Annotated in this window: 24 protein-coding genes; 9 read left to right on the top strand and 15 right to left on the bottom strand. The window is 45.7% G+C overall.

Annotation, left to right across the window (positions count from 1 at the left end; translation table 11 throughout):
• The first annotated feature begins 3 nt into the window (after window positions 1-3).
• Window positions 4-336, top strand: coding sequence for a DUF3140 domain-containing protein (locus DUL71_RS13465; protein WP_114938606.1), 333 nt, complete (start codon window positions 4-6; stop codon window positions 334-336).
• An 18-nt stretch (window positions 337-354) separates the two neighbouring features.
• Here the strand turns inward: DUL71_RS13465 and DUL71_RS13460 are convergent, their stop codons facing one another.
• The 12 genes from DUL71_RS13460 to DUL71_RS13410 all read right to left on the bottom strand — a co-directional run bounded on the left by DUL71_RS13460 (window position 355) and on the right by DUL71_RS13410 (window position 10510).
• Window positions 355-2715, bottom strand: coding sequence for a GAF domain-containing sensor histidine kinase (locus tag DUL71_RS13460; RefSeq protein WP_114938605.1), 2361 nt, complete (start codon window positions 2713-2715; stop codon window positions 355-357).
• Between the two features lie 109 nt (window positions 2716-2824).
• Window positions 2825-3208: a hypothetical protein gene (locus DUL71_RS13455; RefSeq protein ID WP_114938604.1), complete on the bottom strand. Its 384-nt coding sequence runs from the start codon at window positions 3206-3208 to the stop codon at window positions 2825-2827.
• Between the two features lie 21 nt (window positions 3209-3229).
• Window positions 3230-3478, bottom strand: coding sequence for a hypothetical protein (locus DUL71_RS13450; protein WP_114938603.1), 249 nt, complete (start codon window positions 3476-3478; stop codon window positions 3230-3232).
• Window positions 3479-3535: 57 nt separating this feature from the next.
• Window positions 3536-4045 (bottom strand): DUF4142 domain-containing protein, encoded by a 510-nt coding sequence (locus DUL71_RS13445; RefSeq protein WP_161964432.1) that lies wholly within the window; start codon window positions 4043-4045, stop codon window positions 3536-3538.
• A gap of 10 nt (window positions 4046-4055) precedes the next feature.
• The gene (locus tag DUL71_RS13440; RefSeq protein WP_114938601.1) at window positions 4056-5063 is read right to left on the bottom strand and encodes an SDR family oxidoreductase; all 1008 of its coding nucleotides are present in this window, start codon (window positions 5061-5063) and stop codon (window positions 4056-4058) included.
• Window positions 5050-5850, bottom strand: a complete 801-nt coding sequence (locus DUL71_RS13435) for an alpha/beta hydrolase (protein ID WP_114938600.1) — start codon at window positions 5848-5850, stop codon at window positions 5050-5052. Before DUL71_RS13435 ends, DUL71_RS13440 begins: the two co-directional genes overlap by 14 nt.
• A gap of 27 nt (window positions 5851-5877) precedes the next feature.
• The gene (locus DUL71_RS32300; RefSeq protein WP_167443299.1) at window positions 5878-6054 is read right to left on the bottom strand and encodes a DUF6496 domain-containing protein; all 177 of its coding nucleotides are present in this window, start codon (window positions 6052-6054) and stop codon (window positions 5878-5880) included.
• A 16-nt stretch (window positions 6055-6070) separates the two neighbouring features.
• The gene (locus DUL71_RS13430) at window positions 6071-6865 is read right to left on the bottom strand and encodes an SDR family NAD(P)-dependent oxidoreductase (protein ID WP_114938599.1); all 795 of its coding nucleotides are present in this window, start codon (window positions 6863-6865) and stop codon (window positions 6071-6073) included.
• A 26-nt stretch (window positions 6866-6891) separates the two neighbouring features.
• On the bottom strand, window positions 6892-7746 hold the full coding sequence (locus DUL71_RS13425; protein WP_114938598.1) for an SDR family oxidoreductase: 855 nt from the start codon (window positions 7744-7746) through the stop codon (window positions 6892-6894).
• Window positions 7743-8627, bottom strand: a complete 885-nt coding sequence (locus DUL71_RS13420) for an isocitrate lyase/PEP mutase family protein (RefSeq protein WP_114938597.1) — start codon at window positions 8625-8627, stop codon at window positions 7743-7745. The genes DUL71_RS13425 and DUL71_RS13420 overlap by 4 nt, the downstream gene beginning before the upstream one ends.
• On the bottom strand, window positions 8624-9781 hold the full coding sequence (locus tag DUL71_RS13415) for a zinc-dependent alcohol dehydrogenase (protein WP_114938596.1): 1158 nt from the start codon (window positions 9779-9781) through the stop codon (window positions 8624-8626). Before DUL71_RS13415 ends, DUL71_RS13420 begins: the two co-directional genes overlap by 4 nt.
• 45 nt (window positions 9782-9826) lie before the next feature.
• Window positions 9827-10510, bottom strand: coding sequence for a response regulator (locus DUL71_RS13410; RefSeq protein ID WP_114938595.1), 684 nt, complete (start codon window positions 10508-10510; stop codon window positions 9827-9829).
• A gap of 409 nt (window positions 10511-10919) precedes the next feature.
• Between DUL71_RS13410 and DUL71_RS13405 the strand changes: the two genes are divergently transcribed.
• The 5 genes from DUL71_RS13405 (at window position 10920) to DUL71_RS13385 (ending at window position 16423) form a co-directional block, all read left to right on the top strand.
• Entirely contained in the window at window positions 10920-12383 is a 1464-nt protein-coding gene (locus tag DUL71_RS13405; protein ID WP_114938594.1) for an MFS transporter, read from the top strand.
• Window positions 12384-12523: 140 nt separating this feature from the next.
• A complete protein-coding gene (locus tag DUL71_RS13400; RefSeq protein ID WP_114938593.1) occupies window positions 12524-13498 on the top strand; it encodes a glycosyltransferase in 975 nt (324 codons plus the stop codon).
• Window positions 13491-14780 (top strand): glycosyltransferase family 4 protein, encoded by a 1290-nt coding sequence (locus DUL71_RS13395; RefSeq protein WP_114938592.1) that lies wholly within the window; start codon window positions 13491-13493, stop codon window positions 14778-14780. Before DUL71_RS13400 ends, DUL71_RS13395 begins: the two co-directional genes overlap by 8 nt.
• Before the next feature lies 1 nt (window position 14781).
• Window positions 14782-15366 carry a D-glycero-alpha-D-manno-heptose-1,7-bisphosphate 7-phosphatase gene (locus DUL71_RS13390; RefSeq protein ID WP_114938591.1) on the top strand — a complete coding sequence of 195 codons (585 nt, stop codon included), beginning with the start codon at window positions 14782-14784 and terminating at the stop codon, window positions 15364-15366.
• A complete protein-coding gene (locus tag DUL71_RS13385) occupies window positions 15344-16423 on the top strand; it encodes a glycosyltransferase family 9 protein (protein ID WP_114938590.1) in 1080 nt (359 codons plus the stop codon). Before DUL71_RS13390 ends, DUL71_RS13385 begins: the two co-directional genes overlap by 23 nt.
• On the opposite strand, the gene DUL71_RS13380 is transcribed toward DUL71_RS13385, so the two are convergent.
• Genes DUL71_RS13380 through DUL71_RS13370 form a run of 3 tightly spaced genes read right to left on the bottom strand, consistent with a single transcriptional unit; the run spans window position 16404 to window position 20072 of the window.
• Window positions 16404-17396, bottom strand: a complete 993-nt coding sequence (locus DUL71_RS13380) for a glycosyltransferase family 9 protein (RefSeq protein WP_114938589.1) — start codon at window positions 17394-17396, stop codon at window positions 16404-16406. The genes DUL71_RS13385 and DUL71_RS13380 overlap by 20 nt on opposite strands.
• 2 nt (window positions 17397-17398) lie before the next feature.
• On the bottom strand, window positions 17399-18301 hold the full coding sequence (locus tag DUL71_RS13375; protein ID WP_244228749.1) for a glycosyltransferase family 2 protein: 903 nt from the start codon (window positions 18299-18301) through the stop codon (window positions 17399-17401).
• Complete coding sequence (locus tag DUL71_RS13370) at window positions 18258-20072, bottom strand: carbamoyltransferase family protein (protein WP_114938587.1); 1815 nt, start codon at window positions 20070-20072, stop codon at window positions 18258-18260. Before DUL71_RS13370 ends, DUL71_RS13375 begins: the two co-directional genes overlap by 44 nt.
• 686 nt (window positions 20073-20758) lie before the next feature.
• Here DUL71_RS13370 and DUL71_RS13365 point away from each other — a divergent pair.
• The 3 genes from DUL71_RS13365 to DUL71_RS31970 all read left to right on the top strand — a co-directional run bounded on the left by DUL71_RS13365 (window position 20759) and on the right by DUL71_RS31970 (window position 21733).
• Window positions 20759-21211 carry a c-type cytochrome gene (locus tag DUL71_RS13365; RefSeq protein ID WP_208645551.1) on the top strand — a complete coding sequence of 151 codons (453 nt, stop codon included), beginning with the start codon at window positions 20759-20761 and terminating at the stop codon, window positions 21209-21211.
• A gap of 137 nt (window positions 21212-21348) precedes the next feature.
• A complete protein-coding gene (locus tag DUL71_RS31975; RefSeq protein ID WP_154402387.1) occupies window positions 21349-21510 on the top strand; it encodes a hypothetical protein in 162 nt (53 codons plus the stop codon).
• 73 nt (window positions 21511-21583) lie between these two features.
• Window positions 21584-21733: a hypothetical protein gene (locus tag DUL71_RS31970; protein ID WP_154402386.1), complete on the top strand. Its 150-nt coding sequence runs from the start codon at window positions 21584-21586 to the stop codon at window positions 21731-21733.
• The last annotated feature ends 530 nt before the right edge of the window (window positions 21734-22263 follow it).

Below are 22263 nucleotides of genomic sequence, written 5' to 3'. Positions count from 1 at the left end.
ACGATGGAACAGGATAAAAAAGAAGAGATATACAAAGGATTTAATCATTTAGTAAACATGAGCCCCGCCAGCCTGGAGAAATGGCTCAAAACTGATGAATCAAAATCGGTAGGATGGTATAGTGGCGATGGCGAATCCATCGGTCATAAATCCGGAGAGCATATCATCACCATTATTAAAAAAAAGAAATCTGAACTAACTGAAGCAGATTACAAGCACATGCAAAAAGTGAACGGCTATGTGAAAAGACATATGGCCCAACGGCCCGATCATCCTAAAAATTCAAACTGGGATTATTCGCTTAAAAATTGGGGGCATGATTATTCGGCTTCATAAAGCGGGTATAATATTCAATTACTGTTCAACAGCGCTGCGATATGGCCATCTTAATATCACTTCCGTCCCATTGCCATCCGACGAAAATATGTCCATCTGACCATTCAGCATTTCGATTTTACTTTTAATAGACGTAAGCCCTATACCATCCCTTCTTTGTTTAGACAGATCAATTCCTCGGCCGTCATCTTTCACTTTGATCACAATTTGCCCATCGCCCTTAGCGATGATTACGTTAGCTTCTTTGGCATCGGCATGTTTCACAACGTTGATCATCAGTTCCTGCACTATCCGGAAGATCGCCAATTCCATGAATTTATCAGCCGTGATTCGATTAGGTTTAAAAGAACAATGAAAGCGAACGCTGCCCCGCATTTGTTCGCAAGCATCTTTAATAGCTGCCTGCAGCCCAAATTCGTCCAGTACTGTTGGCATTAATTCGTGGGATATCGCGCGCGAATCCCGGATGGCATCCGTTAACAATTTGTCTGTATATCGAATGTCCTTTTCATATTTTGCAGGATCACTAACTGCGTTTTTGGCCGAAAGATGACTAAGACTAATTTTAATGCCGTAAAGTAATTGACCGAGTCCATTATGTAAACTCTCTGCTATTCGTCGCCTTTCTTCGTCTTGGGTACGCAATATTACACGGAAAATTTCCTGTTGTTGTTCCTCGCGAAGACGGCGGAGTTGCTCTTCGGCTTTTACATTTTGCAAGTCATGCTGCGCACGTTTCAGTTCGTTGACATCGTATATAACACCGAGTTGCCCGATTATTTCCCCGGCTTCATTCCGCATCGGTACAGAAGATACAATAGTCCAGACGTCTTTGCCATTTTCATCTTTATAAAGCATTTCAGTTCCGGGCACTACGGTATCGCCCCGAAGTCCCCGGGCACCCGGATATTGGGTTATCGGTGGCGGATTGCCTCGCTCATCCCATGCAGACCAACGATGACGCAGCGAGCTAACTGATGGCATCTGATTATCGGGTAGGTACCGGCGCATTGCTTTGTTGATGAGATGATAATAGCCTTGTTTATCCGAAAAACCGATGCCGACAGGTAAGGCTTCGAAAATAACTTGTAAGCGCTGCTCCGTTTCATTCAATGTTTGTTCTGCTCTTGCGCGCTCAACTGCTGCCCAGATACGTTCGGCTGTTTCTTCTATAATTTTTATTTCGTCCGGTTTCCATTTACGTGGTGCTTTGTTGTGAACACCCATGGCAGCTACGATCTTCCCATTTTTAAATAACGGGACGCCCACCGCCGCAGCGATCTCTAATCGCAGATAGGTGTCGCGGCTATCAGTAAATCGCTCATCAGTTAAGATGTTATCAATAATTACAGTTTTGCCCTCAGCGAAATCTTTGCCAAGTGCAGCGCCAAAATCGGCTAAATTTATCGAGCCTACCCAAGGCGCTACGCCATCAGTGTAATCAGAAATTATGCGCATGGTGTCCTGCCCAATTTCTGCATCAACATAGGCAGACCGGCTTCCTTTCAAGTGAGCGCCCATAAGCTTCATGGCTACTGAACGAATCTCGTTTGGGCTTGTCAGCGGGCGAAGCACATCGCTCAGCATAAGCAAAAATGCCTGCCGTTCTTGAAGTAGTTTGCGATCGGTAACATCAGAGAAAAGTAGGGATACACGGCCACCGCCAGGCGGATCAACGGGCATGGCATATACGTCGTACCAAATATCCATGGCTTCGGTATATTGGGTAAAACGAATGGGCTTTGCGGTACGCGCAACTTCGGCAAACTGACTGAACCATGAATTTTCCAAATCTGGCTGAAAATAACTGATTTTTTTTCCGATGGGATTTATGTAACCGGTTTGGCGTTCAAAAGCAGGGTTAGCTTCGGTATAAATCCAGTCTATCGCCTGTCCACCATCATCATAAATTAATTCAAATATGCAAAAGCCTTCATCAATGAAATTAAAAAGCGTCCGATATTTTTGTTCACTATTACGTAAAGCTAAATCTGCAAGTTTTCTATCGGTTATTTCTTCATAAATCACAGCTATTTTCCGCTCTTCGGGCAGGCCAACTTTAAAGGCTTGAAAACGATAATATGTTCCTAAAGGAAGGGCTTCCATTTCATATGTCTCCGGCTGGCCCGTTTTGGCAACGCGGCCCAGTATTTTAATCCACTGATGGTCGTAAGCCGAATTGACGTCTGTCGCGCGTTTGCCAACCAGTTCCGTACCTGCAATTTTATTTGCTGCTGCATTAGCTTCAATATAATAATAGTTGAAGGGCTCGTTTTTTTCATCAAACAAAACCTCCACCAGAATGTAAGCCTGTTCAATCCGGCTGATAACGTCTTTATAATAACCGCTTGGGTGGCTTGGCTGACTGTGGTCTTTCATAAAAACAGAATGTTCGTAAACATAAGCATTTAATGTGCTACTTGTTTTGTTGAACACCCCTTTAGGTTGTAAGCCTGTAGTTGGATCCCCGGTATTAACTTTGTGAAGTTTACCTTTGTTGTTTTCTGCCGCGAATTATGATAGCAATAACAACTACGGCGATCAGGATAGCAGCGCCAAGTTCAAAGTATTTGTCATTAGCTGTTTTGTCCTTTACATGCCCTGGGCTCGATGTAGCAAGAGTATTTGTTGTATCCCTTTTGCCGATGGTTCCGCTGTTGCCGCCTGTATCATATAAAGTCCGACCGGTTTTATCGGATGGATTAGGGTTATATGGCGTTGGTTTTTGTCCGGCGGTATCAGTACGGGAGCGTTTTGCCGTATCTGGCTGACATATTGATGCAAATGCGATGTTTTGACTAATAGTCAATATTATCAGTAAGGCAAGGCATAACCTGCCTCGCCGATTGGTTTTGCTTGATGACATTTTCATAGTTGAGTTGATTAAGCAGATCTATTTTTTAGGCTCCCGGCCCGATGGATCAACATTTCCCCGGCTTGTGGTATCGCCGTTCAAGGAATCTTTCATCCTTTGTTTCCTGACCTGATCCAACGTAGCGGTATCGGTAACAGGAGGGCCGCCGCCGCGGTTAACGCTGCTGGTATCTTTAGATCCTCCAATTGTTTTATTTCTATCGTTTAGATTGCAGCCTGTAAGTGCATAAAGTATTAAGGCAAGCGCAATAATCAAAAATGCTTTCATGTTTGTTTTATTGGAAAAGGCATGCCATTTGAACAAATTCACAATGGCATGCCTTTATTATTTCTCGCTGAGTTGCTTATCAATAGCTGTTATATGCTCCAGGTGCATTTTTAACTTAGGCAGCATTTGTTGGGCAAAAGCTTTTATAGCCGGGTTTTTACCGTTCACAGCATAGGTTTGAAATGTTTGCACGGTATTACGGTGGCCGTTCACCATGCCATGTACGTATAACTTATCAAAATTATCGCTGGCATTTTTCAGGGGCAAATCGGGTTGTATACCGCCGGTAGCCTGGGCGGGCAGATCGATATGCTGCTGCTTGGCCAGTTGCAGAAGTTGCTGTTCTGCCTCACCATGATCCTTTATCATCATTTGCGCAAAGGCTTTAACATCTGCCAGCTTGCTTTTTTGCACGGCTATTTGGCCTGCAATTGCTTCCTGTAAATTGCCGATGCTTGCCACTATCAAAAAGTGCCTGGAAGTAGTATCCGGATCCGGCTGCGGGATCTGCGCTTTTGTTAATAAACAAACTGCGCTCACCATCAACATTAAAAATATCTTTTTCATAATTATAATTTTAAGGTTGACCAACTCCTCCCGATGCACCATATACCTGTCCGCTGGCAAAGCTGGCATCAGAAGCGGCAAGCTGTACATATATAGAAGCCAGTTCCGCAGGTTGTCCCGGTCGTGCCAGCATTGTCCAGCTGCCAAACATTTGCTGCTTTTCGGGTTGTGCGCCACCGCTGATCTGTAAGGCGGTCCATACAGGGCCTGGTGCCACACCGTTTACGCGGATACCTTTTGGACCCAGTTGCTTGGCTAATGATTTCACATAGTTCATGGTAGCAGCTTTAGTTTGCGCATAAGCGTACAGATCGGGCGAGGGATCATAAGCCTGTTCGGACGTGGTGCCGATAATGGCCGATCCTGGTGGCAAATGCGGCAATGCTTCGCGGATGATCCAGAAGGGTGCGTAGATATTGGTCTTCATGGTAGCATCGAACTCCTCCGTAGTAACATCGGTAATGGAATTGATGGATTGCTGGCGCCCGGCATTATTAACAATAATATCCAGTCCGCCCAATTCGCTCAATGCTTTTTGAACCAATTGCTTGCAAAACGCCTCATCACGTAAATCGCCGGGGATGGCTACCGCTTTACGGCCTTCTTTTTTGATCAGGTCGATCACCTCGCGGGCATCAGGTTCTTCGGTGGGGAAGTAGTTGATAGCAACATCCGCGCCTTCACGGGCATAGGCAATGGCCGCCGCCCGTCCCATGCCCGAATCGCCGCCGGTTATCAATGCTTTGCGACCCATCAACCTGCCCGAACCTTTATAACTCGTCTCGCCGCAATCTGGCACCGGATCCATTTTACTTTGAAGGCCTGGCCATGGTTGCGGCTGGCTTTTAAAAGGTGGTTTGGGGTGAAGTGTCACCGGGTCGCTTAATTTTACAGATTTATCATCCGGATTAATAGCCTTACCGGCTACCGCGAAAGCAGGTGCCGCTGCTACGGCCGCAAGGGTGGTACCCAAGCCGGCAACCACCTGGCGGCGGGTCATTTTATTATCGTTCTCCATAACTGATCGAATTATCGGTTAACACTGTGCTTTGTTGATCAAGCCAATCGGCTACATTTGCTGCAACTTCTTCCCAGCCGGGCTGACCGCAAATAAAGTGGCCGCGGTTAGGGAACTCCTGGTAAAATGCAACGCTGCCCTTATCGGTATATGCCTTCGCGTTTTTCTCATTTAGCTCTGGCGGGATGATCTGGTCTTTTTCGCCGCCGATAAAAAGCAAAGGCACATGTGGCTTATCAAGATCGATAGCTCCCGCTTCGCCCATACAATCGCGCAATACGTTACGGCTATCGTGGGTAGCGTAATCCTGGTATGCCTCCATAGCTTCCTGTGTGGTCATCTTGTTGCAGAATGAGCTTTGGAAACTTTCGAAATCCATTTCGAAAGGGGAGTTGCCCTTGAACGGATTGGCAATCAAAGCGCTGTTTTTCATAAAACCCCAATCAAATGCCAGCATAGCATTGGGTGCTACCGAATCGATACAAACACCGGCCGCTCCAATGCCTTTGTTTACCAGTAACTGAACTATTAAGCCCCCTACAGAATGGCCTATTAAAACAGGATCGGATATTTGTGATGCGATTTTGCTAAACTCATCTACAATTTCCTGCAAACCTAAATCGCCCAGTTGAGGGTCGGGGTTGGTTCGTAGTTCGGCGGGATCGCCTTCATGGTATGGCCAGGCCGGTGCTATACAACTATAACCTTTCCCGGTAAAATAGGAAATCCATTTCTCCCAGCTTTTAGGGTTTTGGAACATGCCGTGAATGAAAATGATGTTTTTCATAGGTAGATGTATTGTAGTATGTTTAGATCAATCTTTCTTTTTGGGCACTTTAGCGCCTGCTTTTCTGGCTTCGGATAAACCGATGGCTATTGCCTGTTTTTTGGAAGTAACTTTTTTACCGCTGCCGCTTTTTAGAGTGCCTTCTTTTTCCTCGTGTAAAGCCTTATGAACCTTGTCTTGGGCTTTTTCTGAATACTTTGTCATAAGATGATGATTTGTGTTATTGCTTTTCCTGCGTTACTGGCTTTTGTTGCTCGTTCAATTGATGGGCTACCGCGCTATCCGGCATCAGGTTGGCCGCGGTTACCTGCACCTTGTTTTTTAAACCCGAGATCACCCGGTCTTCGCCGGCCATCAGCGCATCGTAGCCGTCTTTGGCCACCACGGCCGGATCGGCCATGGCTTTTTTATCCTGTACAGCCTTACTTTCGTTCATGCCGGCTTTGTTAAAGAAATCGGTATCAGTAACGCCGGGTAAAAGCGCGGTTATGGTAATGCCGTTATCATTCAATTCCTCGCGGATGGCACTGGTAAAGGAGAGTACAAATGCTTTGGTAGCATGATAAACCGCCTGCCATGGCCCTGGCAGTTTCCCGGCAACCGAGCCAAGGTTAAGCACCTTGCCCGATCCGCGTGCTACCATTTCTTTTACAAAATGTTTGGTAAGGATCACCGTTGCGCAAATGTTAAGGTGGATAATATCCAGTTCACGCTCCAGCTCGTTATCCACAAATAAGCCATAAACGCCCTGCCCGGCGTCGTTTACCAAAACTTCTATTGGCACGTTCACTTCGTTGCATAAAGCTTTGGCCTCATCCATTTTGGATAGGTCTTTAGCAATGGTACGAACTTCGATGCCCGAGGTGCGAAGTTCGTTAGCGGTACTATCCAATTCGTTTTGGTTTCGGGCTACCAGTATGATGTTATATTGATCTTTGGCAAACAGGTTTGCCAGTTCTTTGCCGATGCCGCTTGTTCCGCCCGTGATCAGCGCCCATTTTGATGTATTTTCCATAGGTATATGTTTTTTAGATTGATAGATTAGCCATTAACTACTTCGCCGCCATTGACGTGGATCACCTGCCCGGTGATAAATGAGGAATCATCCGAGGCGAGGAACACATAAGCAGGCCCTAACTCCGAAGGTTGCCCGGCGCGTTTCATAGCCGTTTCGCTACCGAATTTTTTGATCTTTTCCTCATCAAAAGTGGATACAATCAAGGGGGTCCATACCGGCCCCGGTGCTACTGCGTTTACCCGGATACCTTTCTCCGTTAGATTGGTTGCCAGCGAACGGGTGAATGTGGTAATGGCTCCCTTGGTTGATGAGTAATCGATAAGCGAGGGCGATGAGCGATAAGCTGTTACTGATGTTGTATTAATAATACAATCACCGGATTGCAGATGCTCTAATGCCGCCTCGGCAAAATAGAAGTAAGCAAAAATGTTGGTGCGAAATGTTTTATCCAGCTGTTCTTCATCAATAGCTTTCACATCCTTTTGCGGAAACTGCATCCCCGCGTTATTAACCAGAATATTGAGTTTGCCAAATTCAGCTACAGTTTGTTCAATCGCTTTTTTACAAAAGGAGGCATCTTTCACATCGCCTTTAATCAAAAGACACCGCTGTCCGGTTAGTTCAACCAGATCTTTGGTGGTTTCAGCATCTTCGTCCTCGTCCAGGTAAACGATAGCTACGTTAGCGCCTTCCTGCGCAAAATGCACGCTTATGGCCCTCCCTATGCCGCTATCGCCGCCGGTTATCAGTGCTATTTTTCCATTCAATTTTCCCGATGCCCGGTAGGTATCTTTGATATATTCCGGGGCAGGGTTCATTTCCGCTTCTATGCCCGGTTGTTTATCCTGTTTGTGCGGTCTTTCTTCATTCGTTATCATAGTGATTTCCCTTCAAATTTTTCTTCAATATTTTTCCAGTAAAACAGGTCTACTATCTGCATAAATTCATTCATCGTGATCGAAGCGCTGTTAGTTGGCTTTCCCTGTTTAAGACGTTCAAGTCCGCGTTGTAAGGCATGCACCACCTGGAAAATGAGTGTAGTGGGATAGAGGATCATACTATATCCCATATCCTTTAAATCTTTTGGATTTACCCAGGACGTTTTACAGCCATCTTCCAAAATGCTCGTGGCAAGCGGCGCGCCTTGCAGCTCCTTGCCAATTTTTTCCAGCTGATGCAGGTTTTTTGGCCCTTCGAGGTAAATGCCATCTGCACCGGCATCGAGGTAAGACTTTGCACGGTCGATAGCATTATCCAAGCCTTCGGGATCGATGGCATCGGTTCGGCCCAGGATGAAAAGGTCATCCTGTTCACGGGCCGCTGTTGCCGCCTTTATCTTCTGTACCATCTCTGCGTCATCTATCACCTTTTTATGATCCATGTGCCCGCATTTTTTTGGCGGGCGTTGGTCTTCCATAAAATTGGCCGAAGCGCCAAGTTTCAGGTATTCCTGTATGGTACGCGTGACATTTTTTACATAACCGTAGCCATCGTTAATATCAACCAGTACGGGCAATGGCGACGACTGGATGATCCATTCCGCCGAAATCCGCTTTTCGCCGAATTTCTCCAGGTCAACATCCGGAATAGCATGCGAAGCTCCGGATAAGGCATAACCGCCTACCTGGTATGCGTCGAAACCGGCCAGTTCAATTAACCGCGCGGTAAGCGCGTCACGCGCTACCGGCAGCTGAACCGGTTTATCAGCCGCGGCCAGCATCGCTTTCCAGCTTTTCCTTTGCGTTATCGCGTGTTTCATGGCCTCAGTACAACCTTTACGCAGTCGTCTTCCTTCTCGTCAAAAATTTTGTAGGCATGGCTTACATCACTAAGCGGCAGGGTATGGGTGATGATATCATCCAAAACAACCTTTTCTTCCTGAACCAGTTTAATGAGGTGATCGATGTAATTCAATACCGGTGCCTGGCCCATCTTAAGCGTGATGCCTTTATCAAAAATGCGGTGAAGCGGGAAGTTATCATAAGGCGAGCCATAAACGCCCATAATAGAAACGGTACCCATGCGGCGCACCGCTTTAAAAGCCATTTCGAGCACTTTAATACTTCCTTTTTCAAAATTGATGGTGGCTTTTACCTTATCTACAAAACTGCGTTCGGGTTCAAAACCAACCGCGTCTACGCAAACATCGGCTCCTCTGCCGCCGGTCATCTCGCGGATGGCTTCCACTACGTCAACCTCATGGGGGTTAAGCGTATCTACCCGGTTTACGGCGCGGGCTTTTTCCAGCCGGTAGTTAAGCGGATCGATAGCGATAACCCTGCTTGCGCCGTTTATCCAGGCTGCTTTTTGAGCCATTAACCCCACAGGGCCCGACCCGAAAATGGCAACCACTTCGCCGCCCTTAAGCTGTGCCCAATCAATTGCCGACCAGCCCGTAGGGAAAATATCCGTAAGAAAAAGTACCTGCTCATCACTCAGGTTATCGGGAATAATACGCGGACTGATGTCGGCGTAGGGGACACGCACATATTCCGCCTGGCCGCCGGAGTAACCACCGTACAGATCAGTATAACCAAAAAGCGCGGCACCTTTACTGTCCATCAGGTCGCCATCCGGGCCATAGTGTTTGTAATTAGAATGTTCGCAGGCCGGTGAAGCGCCGTGCTGGCAAAAGAAGCAATGCCCGCAGGCTATGGGAAAGGGCACAACTACGCGGTCGCCCCGTTTAAGATTTTTTACTTCGGCTCCAACTTCCTCCACAATGCCCATAAACTCGTGGCCCATAATCATGGGTTCTTTTTGCGGGACCGCGCCGCTGAGGATATGAAGATCGGAACCGCAAATGGCGGTTGAAGTAACCCGGAGAATTACATCGGTTGCCAGTTCAATTCTTGGGTCGGGAACGGTGTCGTAGCTGATATCGCCTGGTTTGTGAAAAACTGCTGCTTTCATAAGTTGTTTTATAGATTAGTGTAGGTGATTTTTATCGGTTAATTGTTAAGAAACCGCTTTGCGGATAGCATCTTCGCGGGCTTTCAATAAATTATAGCGCATGGCATATTTCACCAACGCTGGTGTATTACGTACTCCCGTTTTAATGATCATGGCCTGGCGGTGGCCTTCAACCGTTCTCCGGCTGGTGAATAGTTTTTCGGCTATTTCCTGGTTGGTGCAACCATCAGAAATCAGTTGCAACACCTCCATTTCACGACCCGAAAATTCAATATCTGGTTCAATGCTTAATGAAGGAATCTCTGTTCCTTTCAGAAAAAGCCGTGTAAGCCTCGAAGCCAGTTGTGTGCACACATAATGCTTGCCCTGATATACCTGCTTAATGGCGAAAACCAATTCTTCACGGCTCGCGTTTTTAAACAGGTAACTTCTAATGCCAGATTTAAAAGCATCGATTAAATAATGCTCATGATCTTCCATGGTGAACACCATGGTTTTTATAAAAGGAAAATTGCGGTGAAGCTGATCTGCCAGCAGGATGCCGTTGATGCGGGGCAGATGCACTTCAGTCAATAAAATATCGGGCATGATGCCCTGGTTAATTAGTTCAAGCACAGCTTCTCCGTCGGGAGCGTGTGCAAGCACGTCCAGCCCGGCCTCGTTTTTTAACAGGTTTTTTACGCCGGCCAAAGTATGCTCATTACTATCAGCTATTAACACACGTATCATATTGGTTATTCAATTAAAAAACTGTGACTATTTATTGACGGGTAACAACCGGCAAGCCGGCGCGGATCGGAAGGGTATTTAATTAAATAATGATTTTTTTAGTTAAATGTTTATATTATTTAGAAAAATATGTTGTAAGGCTTTTTTGTGTTCTATTGGATAAAAAACGGCTTACAGTGCAAGCTGAATCGCTTCCCCAAGTTGTGGAGCGCTTCCTCGGCATAAATTCCCCATTTTACTTTCTGCGGTAATATTAATTTTCAGTTAAAATTAAATTTTAAGCTAAAAGCAACTTAAAACGTAACCAAATGATATTGTGGCTATGTATTTGCAGTAAACAGAACGGCTTCGGTCACCCTAAAAATTATTGATTAAACTTAAAACAGGGCGCTTTCCAGCGTGGTGATAAATGAATATACGTCCAACAAAAACTATTACGGAACAACAATTAAACCAAGGCCTTAAACACGTTACCGCCGATGGCCTCTCGGCCGAGGCGATGGTGGTATTTACCAGTGGCACCTTCCTCACGGCGCTCGCTATCCATATGGGGGCATCGAATTTCCAGTTAGGCTTGTTTGCGGCGCTGCCAACTTTCACAACCATTTTTCAGCTGGCTGCTATATGGCTGGTACGCAGATTTAACAACAGGCGGCTTATAACAGTTGTATTTAATTTTTTAGCCAGGTTGCCGTTAATTGCTATTGGTATTATGCCCATGCTATTTTCCGGATCGACCACCATCGCCGTATTGCTTATGCTGCTATTTTTTCAGCACATTTTTGGCGATATTGCCGGGGCCAGCTGGAACGCCTGGATGAAAGACCTGATCCCGCAGGAGCATTTGGGCGGTTTTTTTTCAAGGCGTACCCGCATGGCGCAAACTTTAAATGTTACGCTTAGCCTGGCAACCGCCATCGGGCTTGATTTTATCAAGCGCCATTATCCCGCGCAGGAGATCACCGCTTATACCACCTTATTTTTAACGGGCGGCGCCTTAGGGATGGTAAGCGTTTACCTGTTACTGCGCACACCCGAGCCGGTGGCCGAAGAAATGGAGGAGAAAGTATTGCCTTTGTTCTGGAAATCGCTTAAAAATACCAACTTTCGTAAGTTGCTGCTGTTTAACTCGCTGTGGGCTTTCTCGCTAAACCTTGCTACACCCTTCTTTGCGGTATTCATGATGAAATCCTTGGGATTGCCGGTTGCCTACCTGATTGGCCTGGGAATTCTGAGCCAGTTGAGCGGCATACTGTCGCTTAATTTGTGGGGGCAGTATTCGGACAGGTTCAGCAACAAGACGGTGATCCGCCTTTGTGCGCCGCTTTATATTTTATGTATTATGGCATACGCCTTCGCGGGTTTGCCTTCGTCACAAGCTGTAGCTCTAGGTATTTTGGCTTTGATCCATATCGTGAGCGGCTTTGCTACCGCAGGGATCAATCTTTCATTAAGTAATATCGGTATCAAACTGGCGCCTAAGAACGAGGCTATAGTTTACCTGTCGGCTAAAAACATGTTTGTGGCTTTCTTTTCAACCATTGCGCCACTCGTGGGCGGGTTGCTGGCCGACCTATTCGCGAATAATACCGTCGGATTAAACCTTCAACTTAGCGGAAGCAGACATTTGCAAATAAACCTGTTAGAGTTGCAGGGATGGAACTATTTTTTCATTATCGGCGGTATGTTGGCTATGCTGTCGTTACGCCTGTTGACTAATGTTAAGGAGGAAGGCGAAACTGAAAAATCAATGGTGGTGATTCATATGCGAAGTTCTTTGAAACGTCGCCTGCATGTACCACGATTAAAAGAAAATAGACGCAGCCGTAATCGTGAACAAGTCGGCGTTGATGCTGTCAAACACTCAGCTTAACAGCACACCACTTACGCTAAAAACGTATAACAGGTAGTTTACACGGGGTTTTTGCGTAAATACCGTACAAACAGCATTCACTTCTGTCATGTTGTCATTGAAGCGTTTCGATAAAAGAAACGCTTCTGACATTTATCAACATGAAGATATTTACCTGGCATATCCACGGAAGCTACCTGTTCTATTTATCGCAGGGTAACTACGAAATTTACATCCCCACCAAACCTGAAAAAGGCGAGGGATATTACGGTCGCGGAGAAACTTTCCCCTTCGGAAAAAATGTTATCGAGATTCCGCATGACGAGGTAAAGGATTATGATTTTGATTGTATCCTTTTCCAAACCAATCAAAATTACCTGGTAGATCAGTATGCAATCTTTTCGGATGAGCAACGCGCCTTACCTAAAATTTATCTTGAGCATGATCCCCCGCGCCAGCATCCAACGGATACCAGGCATACCGTCAACGATCCGGATATCACTCTTGTCCATGTAACCCATTTTAACCGCCTGATGTGGGATTGCGGCGATACGCCAACCACGGTTATTGAACATGGCGTAACTGATCATGGCCAGATTTATAAAGGTGACCTTGCAAAAGGTATCGTAGTGATCAATAATCTTCCGTCCCGCGGCAGGCTATTGGGCTTCGATATATTTAAAGCTGTACGTGGGCAGGTACCTGTTGACCTGGTGGGCATGGGAACAGAAGAATGGGGACTTGGCGAGATATTGCACCCGCAGTTGCCCGCATTTCAATCGCAGTACCGCTTCTTTTTTAACCCGATAAGGTACACCAGTCTTGGTTTGGCCATATGCGAGGCCATGACGATGGGTATACCCATTGTCGGTTTGGCCACTACCGAACTGTCAGCTGTGATAACCAACGGAGAAAACGGCTTTATCCATACAGATATTGATTACCTGATTGAAAAAATGCAACTGCTTCTGGAAGACCCAGAACTGGCTGCTACAATCGGCGCTAAGGGAAGGGAAACGGCTAAAGGGCGATTCAATATCGTCCGTTTCTCTGCTGATTGGGAACAACTGTTTCAAAATGTTTGCAGTCGGGATACGCTTGTTAATAACGAAACAAAACTAATCTACCATGAATAATCACCCTAAGAAAATTGCATTTATAAGCGAACACGCCTCGCCGCTGGCACATCTGGGTGGTGTGGATACCGGCGGGCAAAATGTGTACGTTGCGCAACTTGCCAAACACCTGGCCGACCGCGGTCACAGCATTGACGTGTATACACGGAGAGAAGACGGCTCTACTGAAGATGTAATTGAATGGATCCCCAATATCAGGGTGATCCACGTTAAGGCCGGCCCCGAACGGGTTATCGCCAAAGAGGAAATACTCCCATATATGCCGGAGTTTGATGAATGGATGCAAAGCTTTATCAAAGATGAAAAATTACAGTACGATTTGGTTCATGCCAACTTTTTCATGTCGGGCCTTGTGGCCATGAACATCAAGCTGAAAATGAAAATTCCTTTTGTAATCACATTCCACGCGTTGGGGCATGTACGCCGTTTGCATCAGAAGGACAAAGATCAGTTTCCGGATGAGCGATTGGATATCGAAACGTTGATCTGTAAAGAAGCTGATCAGATCATTGCCGAATGTCCGCAGGATAGGGAGGATCTGATTCAGCATTATCATGCCGATATCAAAAAGATTTCAATTGTGCCATGCGGTTTTAGCCAAACCGAGTTTTACCCGGTTGACAAAGAAATAGCTCGCAAAATGCTCATGATCAAATCAGACGAAAAAGTGCTGTTGCAGCTTGGACGGATGGTGCCACGTAAAGGGATTGATAACGTAATCCGTTCCGTTGCCTCGCTTAAGAAGAATGCCGAAAAGGTGAAAGTGTTAATAGTAGGCGGAAGCCAGGAAAATATGGCCGAATCTACTTGTCCCGAATATCATCGCTTATCGGCTTTAGCTGCGGAACTGGGTATTAGAGATAAAGTGCAGTTTGTAGGTAAGAAAAGCCGGGAATACCTAAAATTTTATTATGCTGCCGCGGACATTTTTATCACTACGCCCTGGTATGAGCCTTTCGGAATTACTCCACTGGAGGCAATGGCCTGCGGCACACCGGTTATCGGATCTAACGTGGGTGGGATAAAATACAGTGTTGTTGATGGCGTTACCGGCGCGCTTGTACCACCGAAAGATGCCGGGAAACTTGCCCGAAAGGTTGACGAACTCATTGGCAACGAAGCAATACTAACCGAAATGGGCCGAAACGCGCTGAAGCATGTAAATGAAAACTTTACCTGGAAAAAGATAGCGAATGAGATTGAACTGGTATATAAAACCGTGTTAAGGCAGACCGCTAATCAGTTTACCCGCAAAAATATTACCCGTACCGAGGCTGCCTGATATGAACAAAGCTGTTTTTTTGGACAAGGATGGCACATTGATACCCGATATCCCATATAATATCGATCCGGAAAAGATTGCTTTATCAGATAACAGCATTGAGGGTTTGAGATTACTATCGGCAGCCGGTTATAAGCTGATTGTTATCTCCAATCAATCCGGCATAGCGCGGGGTTACTTCAGTGAATTTCAGTTTTTATGGGTGATCAAAACCCTCCATGAGCTTTTGGAAGCAGAAGGAATTATGCTAGATGGATTTTACTATTGCCCACATCATCCGGCAGGCATAGTTGCCAAATACGCGATAGATTGTGACTGCCGTAAGCCAATGCCGGGGATGCTGCTGAAAGCCGCAGAGGGACATCAGCTTGATCTGAAACAATGTTGGATGATCGGTGATATTTTAAACGATGTTGAGGCCGGAAACCGGGCGGGCTGCGGCAGCATTTTGATTGATAATGGTAACGAAACCGAATGGTTGACTGGCCCACACCGGCAGCCCTATTTTACCTGCGGCAGCATTAACGAAGCCGCTATTTGTATAAGAAATTATAGTTTAGCCCATGTCGGATTGGAGCAGCGTTAAAAATATTTTATGTATTCGCCCAGATAACATGGGCGACCTGGTAATGAGCGGCCCAGCCTTACGCATGCTTAAGCAAGGCTTAAATGCCCGGATCACGGTGCTAACATCGTCAATGGCCGCGGGCATTGCACCATTTATGGCTGAGATTAATGAAACCATTGTGTTTGATTTGCCCTGGGTTAAAACCGCGAATACTACCGGCATTGAGGATCTACACAAATTGATCGATAATTTAAAAGGTCGTTATTTTGATGCGGCTGTTATCTTTACGGTTTACAGCCAAAATCCCTTACCATCGGCCATGATTGCTTATCAGGCAGGTATTAGCAAAGTACTTGCTTATTGCCGGGAAAACCCTTATGGCCTGATTAGTGATTGGTTGCCTGACGAAGAACCTTTGCAATATATAAATCACCAGGTTGAGCGCGATCTGAAGTTGGTAAGCAGTGTTTGTGAAAGTATTATCGATAAACATTTAAATCTGACAAACAACGATACTGAATGGCCAGCTATAGCTAACCGGATTACCCAAACCGGATTGCGAAATGATAAACCCTGGCTGATTTTGCATGCCGGTGTAAGCGAATTAAAAAGGCAACTTCCGGAAGAAGTATGGGTAGAAACAGCATCCCAACTGATAGAAAAAGATGTTCAAATTCTGCTTACCGGCGCAGCTGGTGAGAAGGAAATGGTTGACAGGCTCAAAGACAAAATAGGAGCGGGCGCTTTTACCGCTGCCGGGCTTTTTACTATTGGCGAACTGATTACCCTTATCGGGCATGCTCCGCTATTATTATCCGTTAATACCGGTATTGTTCACCTGGCAGCGGCGGTTGGTACACCGGTAGTTGTATTGTACGCGCAAACCAATCCGCAGCATACGCCCTGGATGGTGCCTCATAAAGTTATCGAGTTCCCTGTTTTGGATGGACTTAAAAGCAAAAATGGCATTATCCGTTACGTGGATAATACCATTTATAATACCCCGGCGTTAATGCCTGAACCATCGGCCATTGTAAAAGCGGTAGCTGCGCTTATCACGCCACCTGCTGGATAAGGTCTACGGTTTCGCGGAACACTATATGAAAATCCGGAGCTTTCAGCCAGTTGATGGTGCGATGCCGGTAGGTATCTATCGGCCCCCAGCGGTGGGGTTCGCCATCCATGCTGATCACCACACTTGGTGTTTTAAAGGCGGCCGCGATATGGGATACACCGGTGCAATTGGAGATAAGTAGTGCCGCATTTTTAATCAATGCGCCAACAGCGCCTAAGGATGTTTTCCCTGTTGTATCGATGGGTGTGTTTTTCATCCGGCTGATCACCGCGGCGGTAATTTCGCTTTCATCCTTTGTACCTGTGATCACTGCCTGATAACCCTGGTCGATACAAAAATCGGCAAGGGCTGCAAAATAGTTAACCGGCCATTGTCGCCACGAGCCGCGGGAACCTGGATGAATGCAAACGTATCGCTGTGGTTCTATCGGAAGTTTTAACTGTCGTAATTCATCTATATCCACCTCCATCAAAGGAAACTCAAGGTCGTTACCCAATGATTCGATGCCGAGATATTCCATCAAAGCGAGATGACGGTCTATTTCGGAGCCGTGATCCGGGTAATTCATAAACAATCCGTTGTCAGGCGCGTAGTGGCCATCGGTTTTAAAACCTGCTAAATGATTCGCGTTAAATAATTCGAGCATTGGGTTTACCAGTGTGCCGTTACCCTGCATTTGTAACAGCAGGTCAAACTCTTCGTTTTGCATCTCGCCTGTAAAGCGATGAAATGCTGCAGGGGCGAAACCTTGTTCGGGTAAGCCGGGGTAGCCCGGAAAATGGATAAATCCATCAAAATAGTGATTGAAACGTTCGGTAAAGCCCTTTGCCCATGGCAGGCTTAATAATATAATCTCAGCACGTGGATATGCTTCCCTTAAAGCGCGGATCGCAGGAATGGTGCATAGCATATCGCCCAATTGAAGCGCCCTGAAAACGCCGATTTTTTTTATGTTTTGAGCCGGTAATTTCATGTTCAGATAAATAAAACGCGGTATTTAAACGCGCCGTACCATTGCCAGTAAATGGAGTAAAACGGTATCAGCATAGAAGTGATGATCATTTCAGAAATATGCCTGCCCGAGCGACTAGTGAGGTATAAACGCTTGGTAATAAAATAAGCGGTAAGTAATAGCCAGCCAATGCCCCCGGCTGACACGAGCAACAGATTGTCCCAAAGCAGGCCGGCTATCAAAAATATAAAACAGAAGATTATTAAATAGTACAAAACAGGTGGTTGCGCCTGGATCTTATCGCGATATAGATCAGGAAATTTTTGGTAGAGCAAGGCATTAAAAAGCGTTTTCTTTTGCTCTTTTAAGCTAATGCCCCAACGTGCTTCGCGTACCGGGTGTACTACAACGGCTTCTTCAATGCGCTGTACCGATATATTGTGCGATATCAGCTTAAACTCCAGGTCGCTGTCTTCGCGCCAGGCCATGCTGAAGCGTTCGTCAAAGCCGCCGGCGATGTATAGGGCCGGTTTGGTACAGGCGCAATTGGCCGTAACAAAATCGGCGGTTTCGAGGCCTGCTGTATTCAACTCGTAATCCGTAGGGCGTTGACCGCACGGCACAATAACACGGCCTGTAAACGCTTGCGCTTTATCCGGTTCGGCCTCTGCAAGTATGGCTATAAGCCAAAGATGATCGGGTTCGCAATCATCATCCGTAAAAGCAACTACAGGCGCTTTGGCGTTCAACCAGCCAAGATTACGGGCGGCGGCTGGTCCTTTTTTTTGCGGCAGTTGAAAATAGCGCATATTTAAAATCGCTTTAAATTCGTTAACCACAGCTTCAGTCTCCTTGTCGGGTCCGTCGCTCACAACAATCACCTCAAACTCCTGCTTGCTCAGCAATTGCGATTGCAACGCTGTCATGCAATTCTTCAGTAACTGCGGCCTTTTGTACGTTGGTATTACTACGGATATCTGCATTTTTTTCGATTATAAATGAACCAATGATCAGGGCATCAAAAGGTGAGCTCCAAAAACATTCTATAGCATCCCTCGGGGTACAAACTATCGGTTTGCCAAGGGTATTGAACGATGTATTGATGAGCACCGGAACTCCCGTTTTGCGGTGGAATGCCTTCAGCAGGTCGTAATATTTCTTATTTTGCTGCTCGTTAACGGTTTGTATGCGGGATGTTCCATCAGTATGGCGCACGGCAGGGATGCGGTCGGCCTTATCGGCTTTTACATCGTATACAAATAACATAAACGGCGAATAGTTCGCGCCTTCAAACCAGTTCTCAGCTTCTTCTTCAAGTATTACCGGAGCCACCGGTCGAAAATCTTCACGGTCTTTTACTTCGTTCAGGCGTGCCTGCATTTCGGGGTTGATAGGGGAGGCCAGTATGGAGCGGCTGCCCAGGGCCCTGGGCCCGAATTCCATTCGGTTTTGGTACCAGCCGATGATTTTATCCTGCGCCAATGCTTCCGCGGCTTCTTCGGCAACGTTTTCCATACGGCGGTAGGGTATCTTGCACCACTTCATAAATTTTTCAATCTCGTTGTCGCTGTATTCCGGGCCCCAGTAAGCGTGGTGCATCACAAATTCGCGCTCATTGCTTTTGCGTTGTTGGGCGTCAACCCACAAGGCGGCACCTAAAGCGGTACCGTCATCGCCTGATGCCGGCTGTACCCAGATATTATCGAACGCTTTAGCGTCCCTGATCCTTGCATTGGCCACACAGTTTAGGGCTACACCACCTGCCATACACAGGTTTGCAGAGGCGGTTTCCTTTTGCAGCCAGTTAGTTATATCCAATAATGTTTCTTCCAACGCTAACTGTAATGAATGGGCGATATTAAAATGGTGCGCTGTAAATTCCTGGTGGCGCAATCGCCGCGGACCAAACCGCTCCACAAAATTTTGATTGGTTATCGTATACTGGCCGTTAGCTCCTAAATTAATCATTTCGCGAAAATCCTTCACAAAATCAGTATGACCATAGGATGCAAGGGCCATTACTTTATACTCATCCGATGAGTGAAGAAAGCCTAAGTGCGTAGTTACCTGTTCATACAGCAGGCCGAGGGAATGCGGCATATTCACCTGCCCCAGGCGGGTTAATTGCTGGCCCTTGCCGTAATTATATGTTGTGGTAGCCAGTTCTCCCCGGCCATCAACGGTCATTACTGCAGCTTCATTAAAGGGCGAACAGTTGAAAGCGCTTGCCGCATGTGCTACGTGGTGCTCCACATAATGCCATTGACCCGGCTGGATGTTGGCGCCTATAAAGTTTTTTTGCAAATGGTGTGGGTAACCATCATTCAATTGTGCCCGGGCGTTAATTATCGACGATAAAAACAGTGGATCCCATACATTGTTCCACCCGCTATTTTTATCCCCATTATTCTCGAACGGAATCTCAATGGTTGGCTTGCCACGATATTGCTCGCCTATGAGCACATATGGATCAAACGAATAAGCGACATGATCAATATCGTTGATATGGATATCAGCCAATTTCAGGCAATAATCAATAGCATGAAAAGGCAGTTCCCAGGTGGAGAAAGGCACCGGTCGTTTGCCATGCTTAAAGTGCGTAAACCTTTCTTCTTCTGCCGCAGCGATAAGTTTCCCGTCTTTGACCAAACAAGCCGCGGAATCATGAAAAACTGCATTTATCCCTAATGTATACATATATTAATAAGCTAATGTTGGTTATCTTAGTTAAGTAACACGAGTAATGCGGAGCAGTTTTTTTGCAAAAGATTGATAGCTAAGAGCATTCAGGTTTGATAATTTAATTTTTTATTTAATTATTTGATTTTCAGTGTTTTTTTAATTAAGTTCCTTGGATTTTATGTTAAAGTTGGGTAGTTTACACCTTCATTATAGGTATTTTACCCACTAACAGATTTTTGGATTTATAAGTGCTTTAGTTACATGGCCTGGATATTGCGAAACGGAAGACCAACGCGTTCAAGAAGAGAGTTCGTCAAATTCCGTCACACTCTTACCATTTTGTTTACTTAGAACTGTATTTAAAATTTAATTCCACTAACGTATTTCAATTGGTCAGCTGGGCGTGTGAAACCTTTATCAAGCATCCGCAATATCTACCCTTACCTAGTATACGTTGATAAAATAATTGATACAGCTGGTAAGATTTCAATTCGCTTAAAGTTGATTATTGAATTCCAGGTAATGCCTTACAAAAACAGGGCGGATAATTCTGCCGTTTTGAGAAATTAATATTTCTTTAAGTGGTAAATACTTAGCCGGGGCGTGTTAACTACCTGAACGTTAGTTTTCTTAAACTTTGTTTTGCAGCATATGTAGTTTAAGAAAGAACAAAGCATTTCCGATATCAACCCATTATGCTTATGAAAACAATATATTTTATTTTGCTGCCGCTGGCTTTGACAGTCGGCTGTTCGGGTAACTCTTCCGATAAGGATAACAACCAGGGAGGCAGCGATAGTTCCAAATCAGTTAGCGTTACAGCAAAAGCCAGAAATTCTGACGCTGATACGAATATGATGAAAATCGGCACCGAACCCACCGGCGGTGAGGCAGGCTCAGAAATCGGCAAAAATCTTATGGCCTCATCCGACTGTAATACCTGCCACCGCACAGATTCAAAACTGGTAGGGCCTGCTTTTAAGGATGTGGCTTCCAAATATCCTCCATCGCAGGCAAATATTACGATGCTGGCTAAAAAGGTGATTTCCGGAGGTAGTGGGCACTGGGGCGATGTAGCGATGACACCCCACCCTTCAGTATCAGTAAACGATGCTGAAGAGATGGTTAAATATGTTTTGTCGCTTAAAGAATAATGAAATGCCAAAATTGCATGATCTGTTTTGACGACCGGCAACGTTTTTATTTGACCATGTATCACATCGTTTTGATGGTGATATTTATCTGTACGGTGGTTAGACGATGATACGCCAGGACTATTAAAATTAATAAGATGAATGAACGACAATTTTTAAAAGGTCAACGGGTAATTACCCCTGAAGGGCACGGCGAGGTAATTGACGCGATAGGAGAAAAGGTCACCGTTAAACTTGACAACGGAACTACTGCTACATACGCAGCGGATGATTTGCAGGATAACTTTAGCGCCGGTTGACCCACCATGCGGCGTAAGCAAACACCGGCTTTATCATTACCGGCATCCCTACAAACAATATCATTTAAAATGGATGACACGCTTATGTATAAATAGCGAAAATGATTCAACAGAAAACGGCAATCAGCCTCCGGGTACCCGGGGTAATGCCAATTACCGTGAAGATCAATTAGGTGGTACAACCAACCTATCGCCTGAACAGTTACAAAGTGAGGCGGCATAACAGATGATGATACATATATCCCGACCATATAAACGACCCGGATGACCTGCGCGAAATACGGGTGGGAGATGATATTGGGGAACCAGATCCCGAAAGTGTTCAAACGGAAACCAACGGTGAGGTTAATGCGGAACCGCAAAATCCCGCTTTGAAGTATGGCCAGCAATCATCCCAGGAGGTTATCGAAGGTGCCCGCAATCAAGATCAGCTTGATAAGCTGAAGAATAGTGCGGAGTAGGAAGGGGGGATAGCGAAAATCGTTAAAGCACTTATCGCAAAGAGGGCAATCCTGGTTATCAATGTGATAAGCGAACTCATATTTCGCTCTAACTACTTTTGAGGTTCTCCTCAGGAAAACGAGGTTTCATTAGATGAATTTCCATTCCTTTTTTTGTAGTATATTATGGCACTGCATAGTAAAATCAATGTGATCAGCACCAATTCGACTGACAGGTGCGTAATCGGAATACTTTGGGAGGTACCTGATAATACAACCATGGTGTCAGGCACCAAAACGCCGGCGAGAGGAA

It is taken from the genome of Mucilaginibacter endophyticus (genome assembly GCF_003351025.1).
Classification (GTDB): domain Bacteria; phylum Bacteroidota; class Bacteroidia; order Sphingobacteriales; family Sphingobacteriaceae; genus Mucilaginibacter; species Mucilaginibacter endophyticus.
This window is presented reverse-complemented; position numbering and strand designations above follow the sequence as displayed.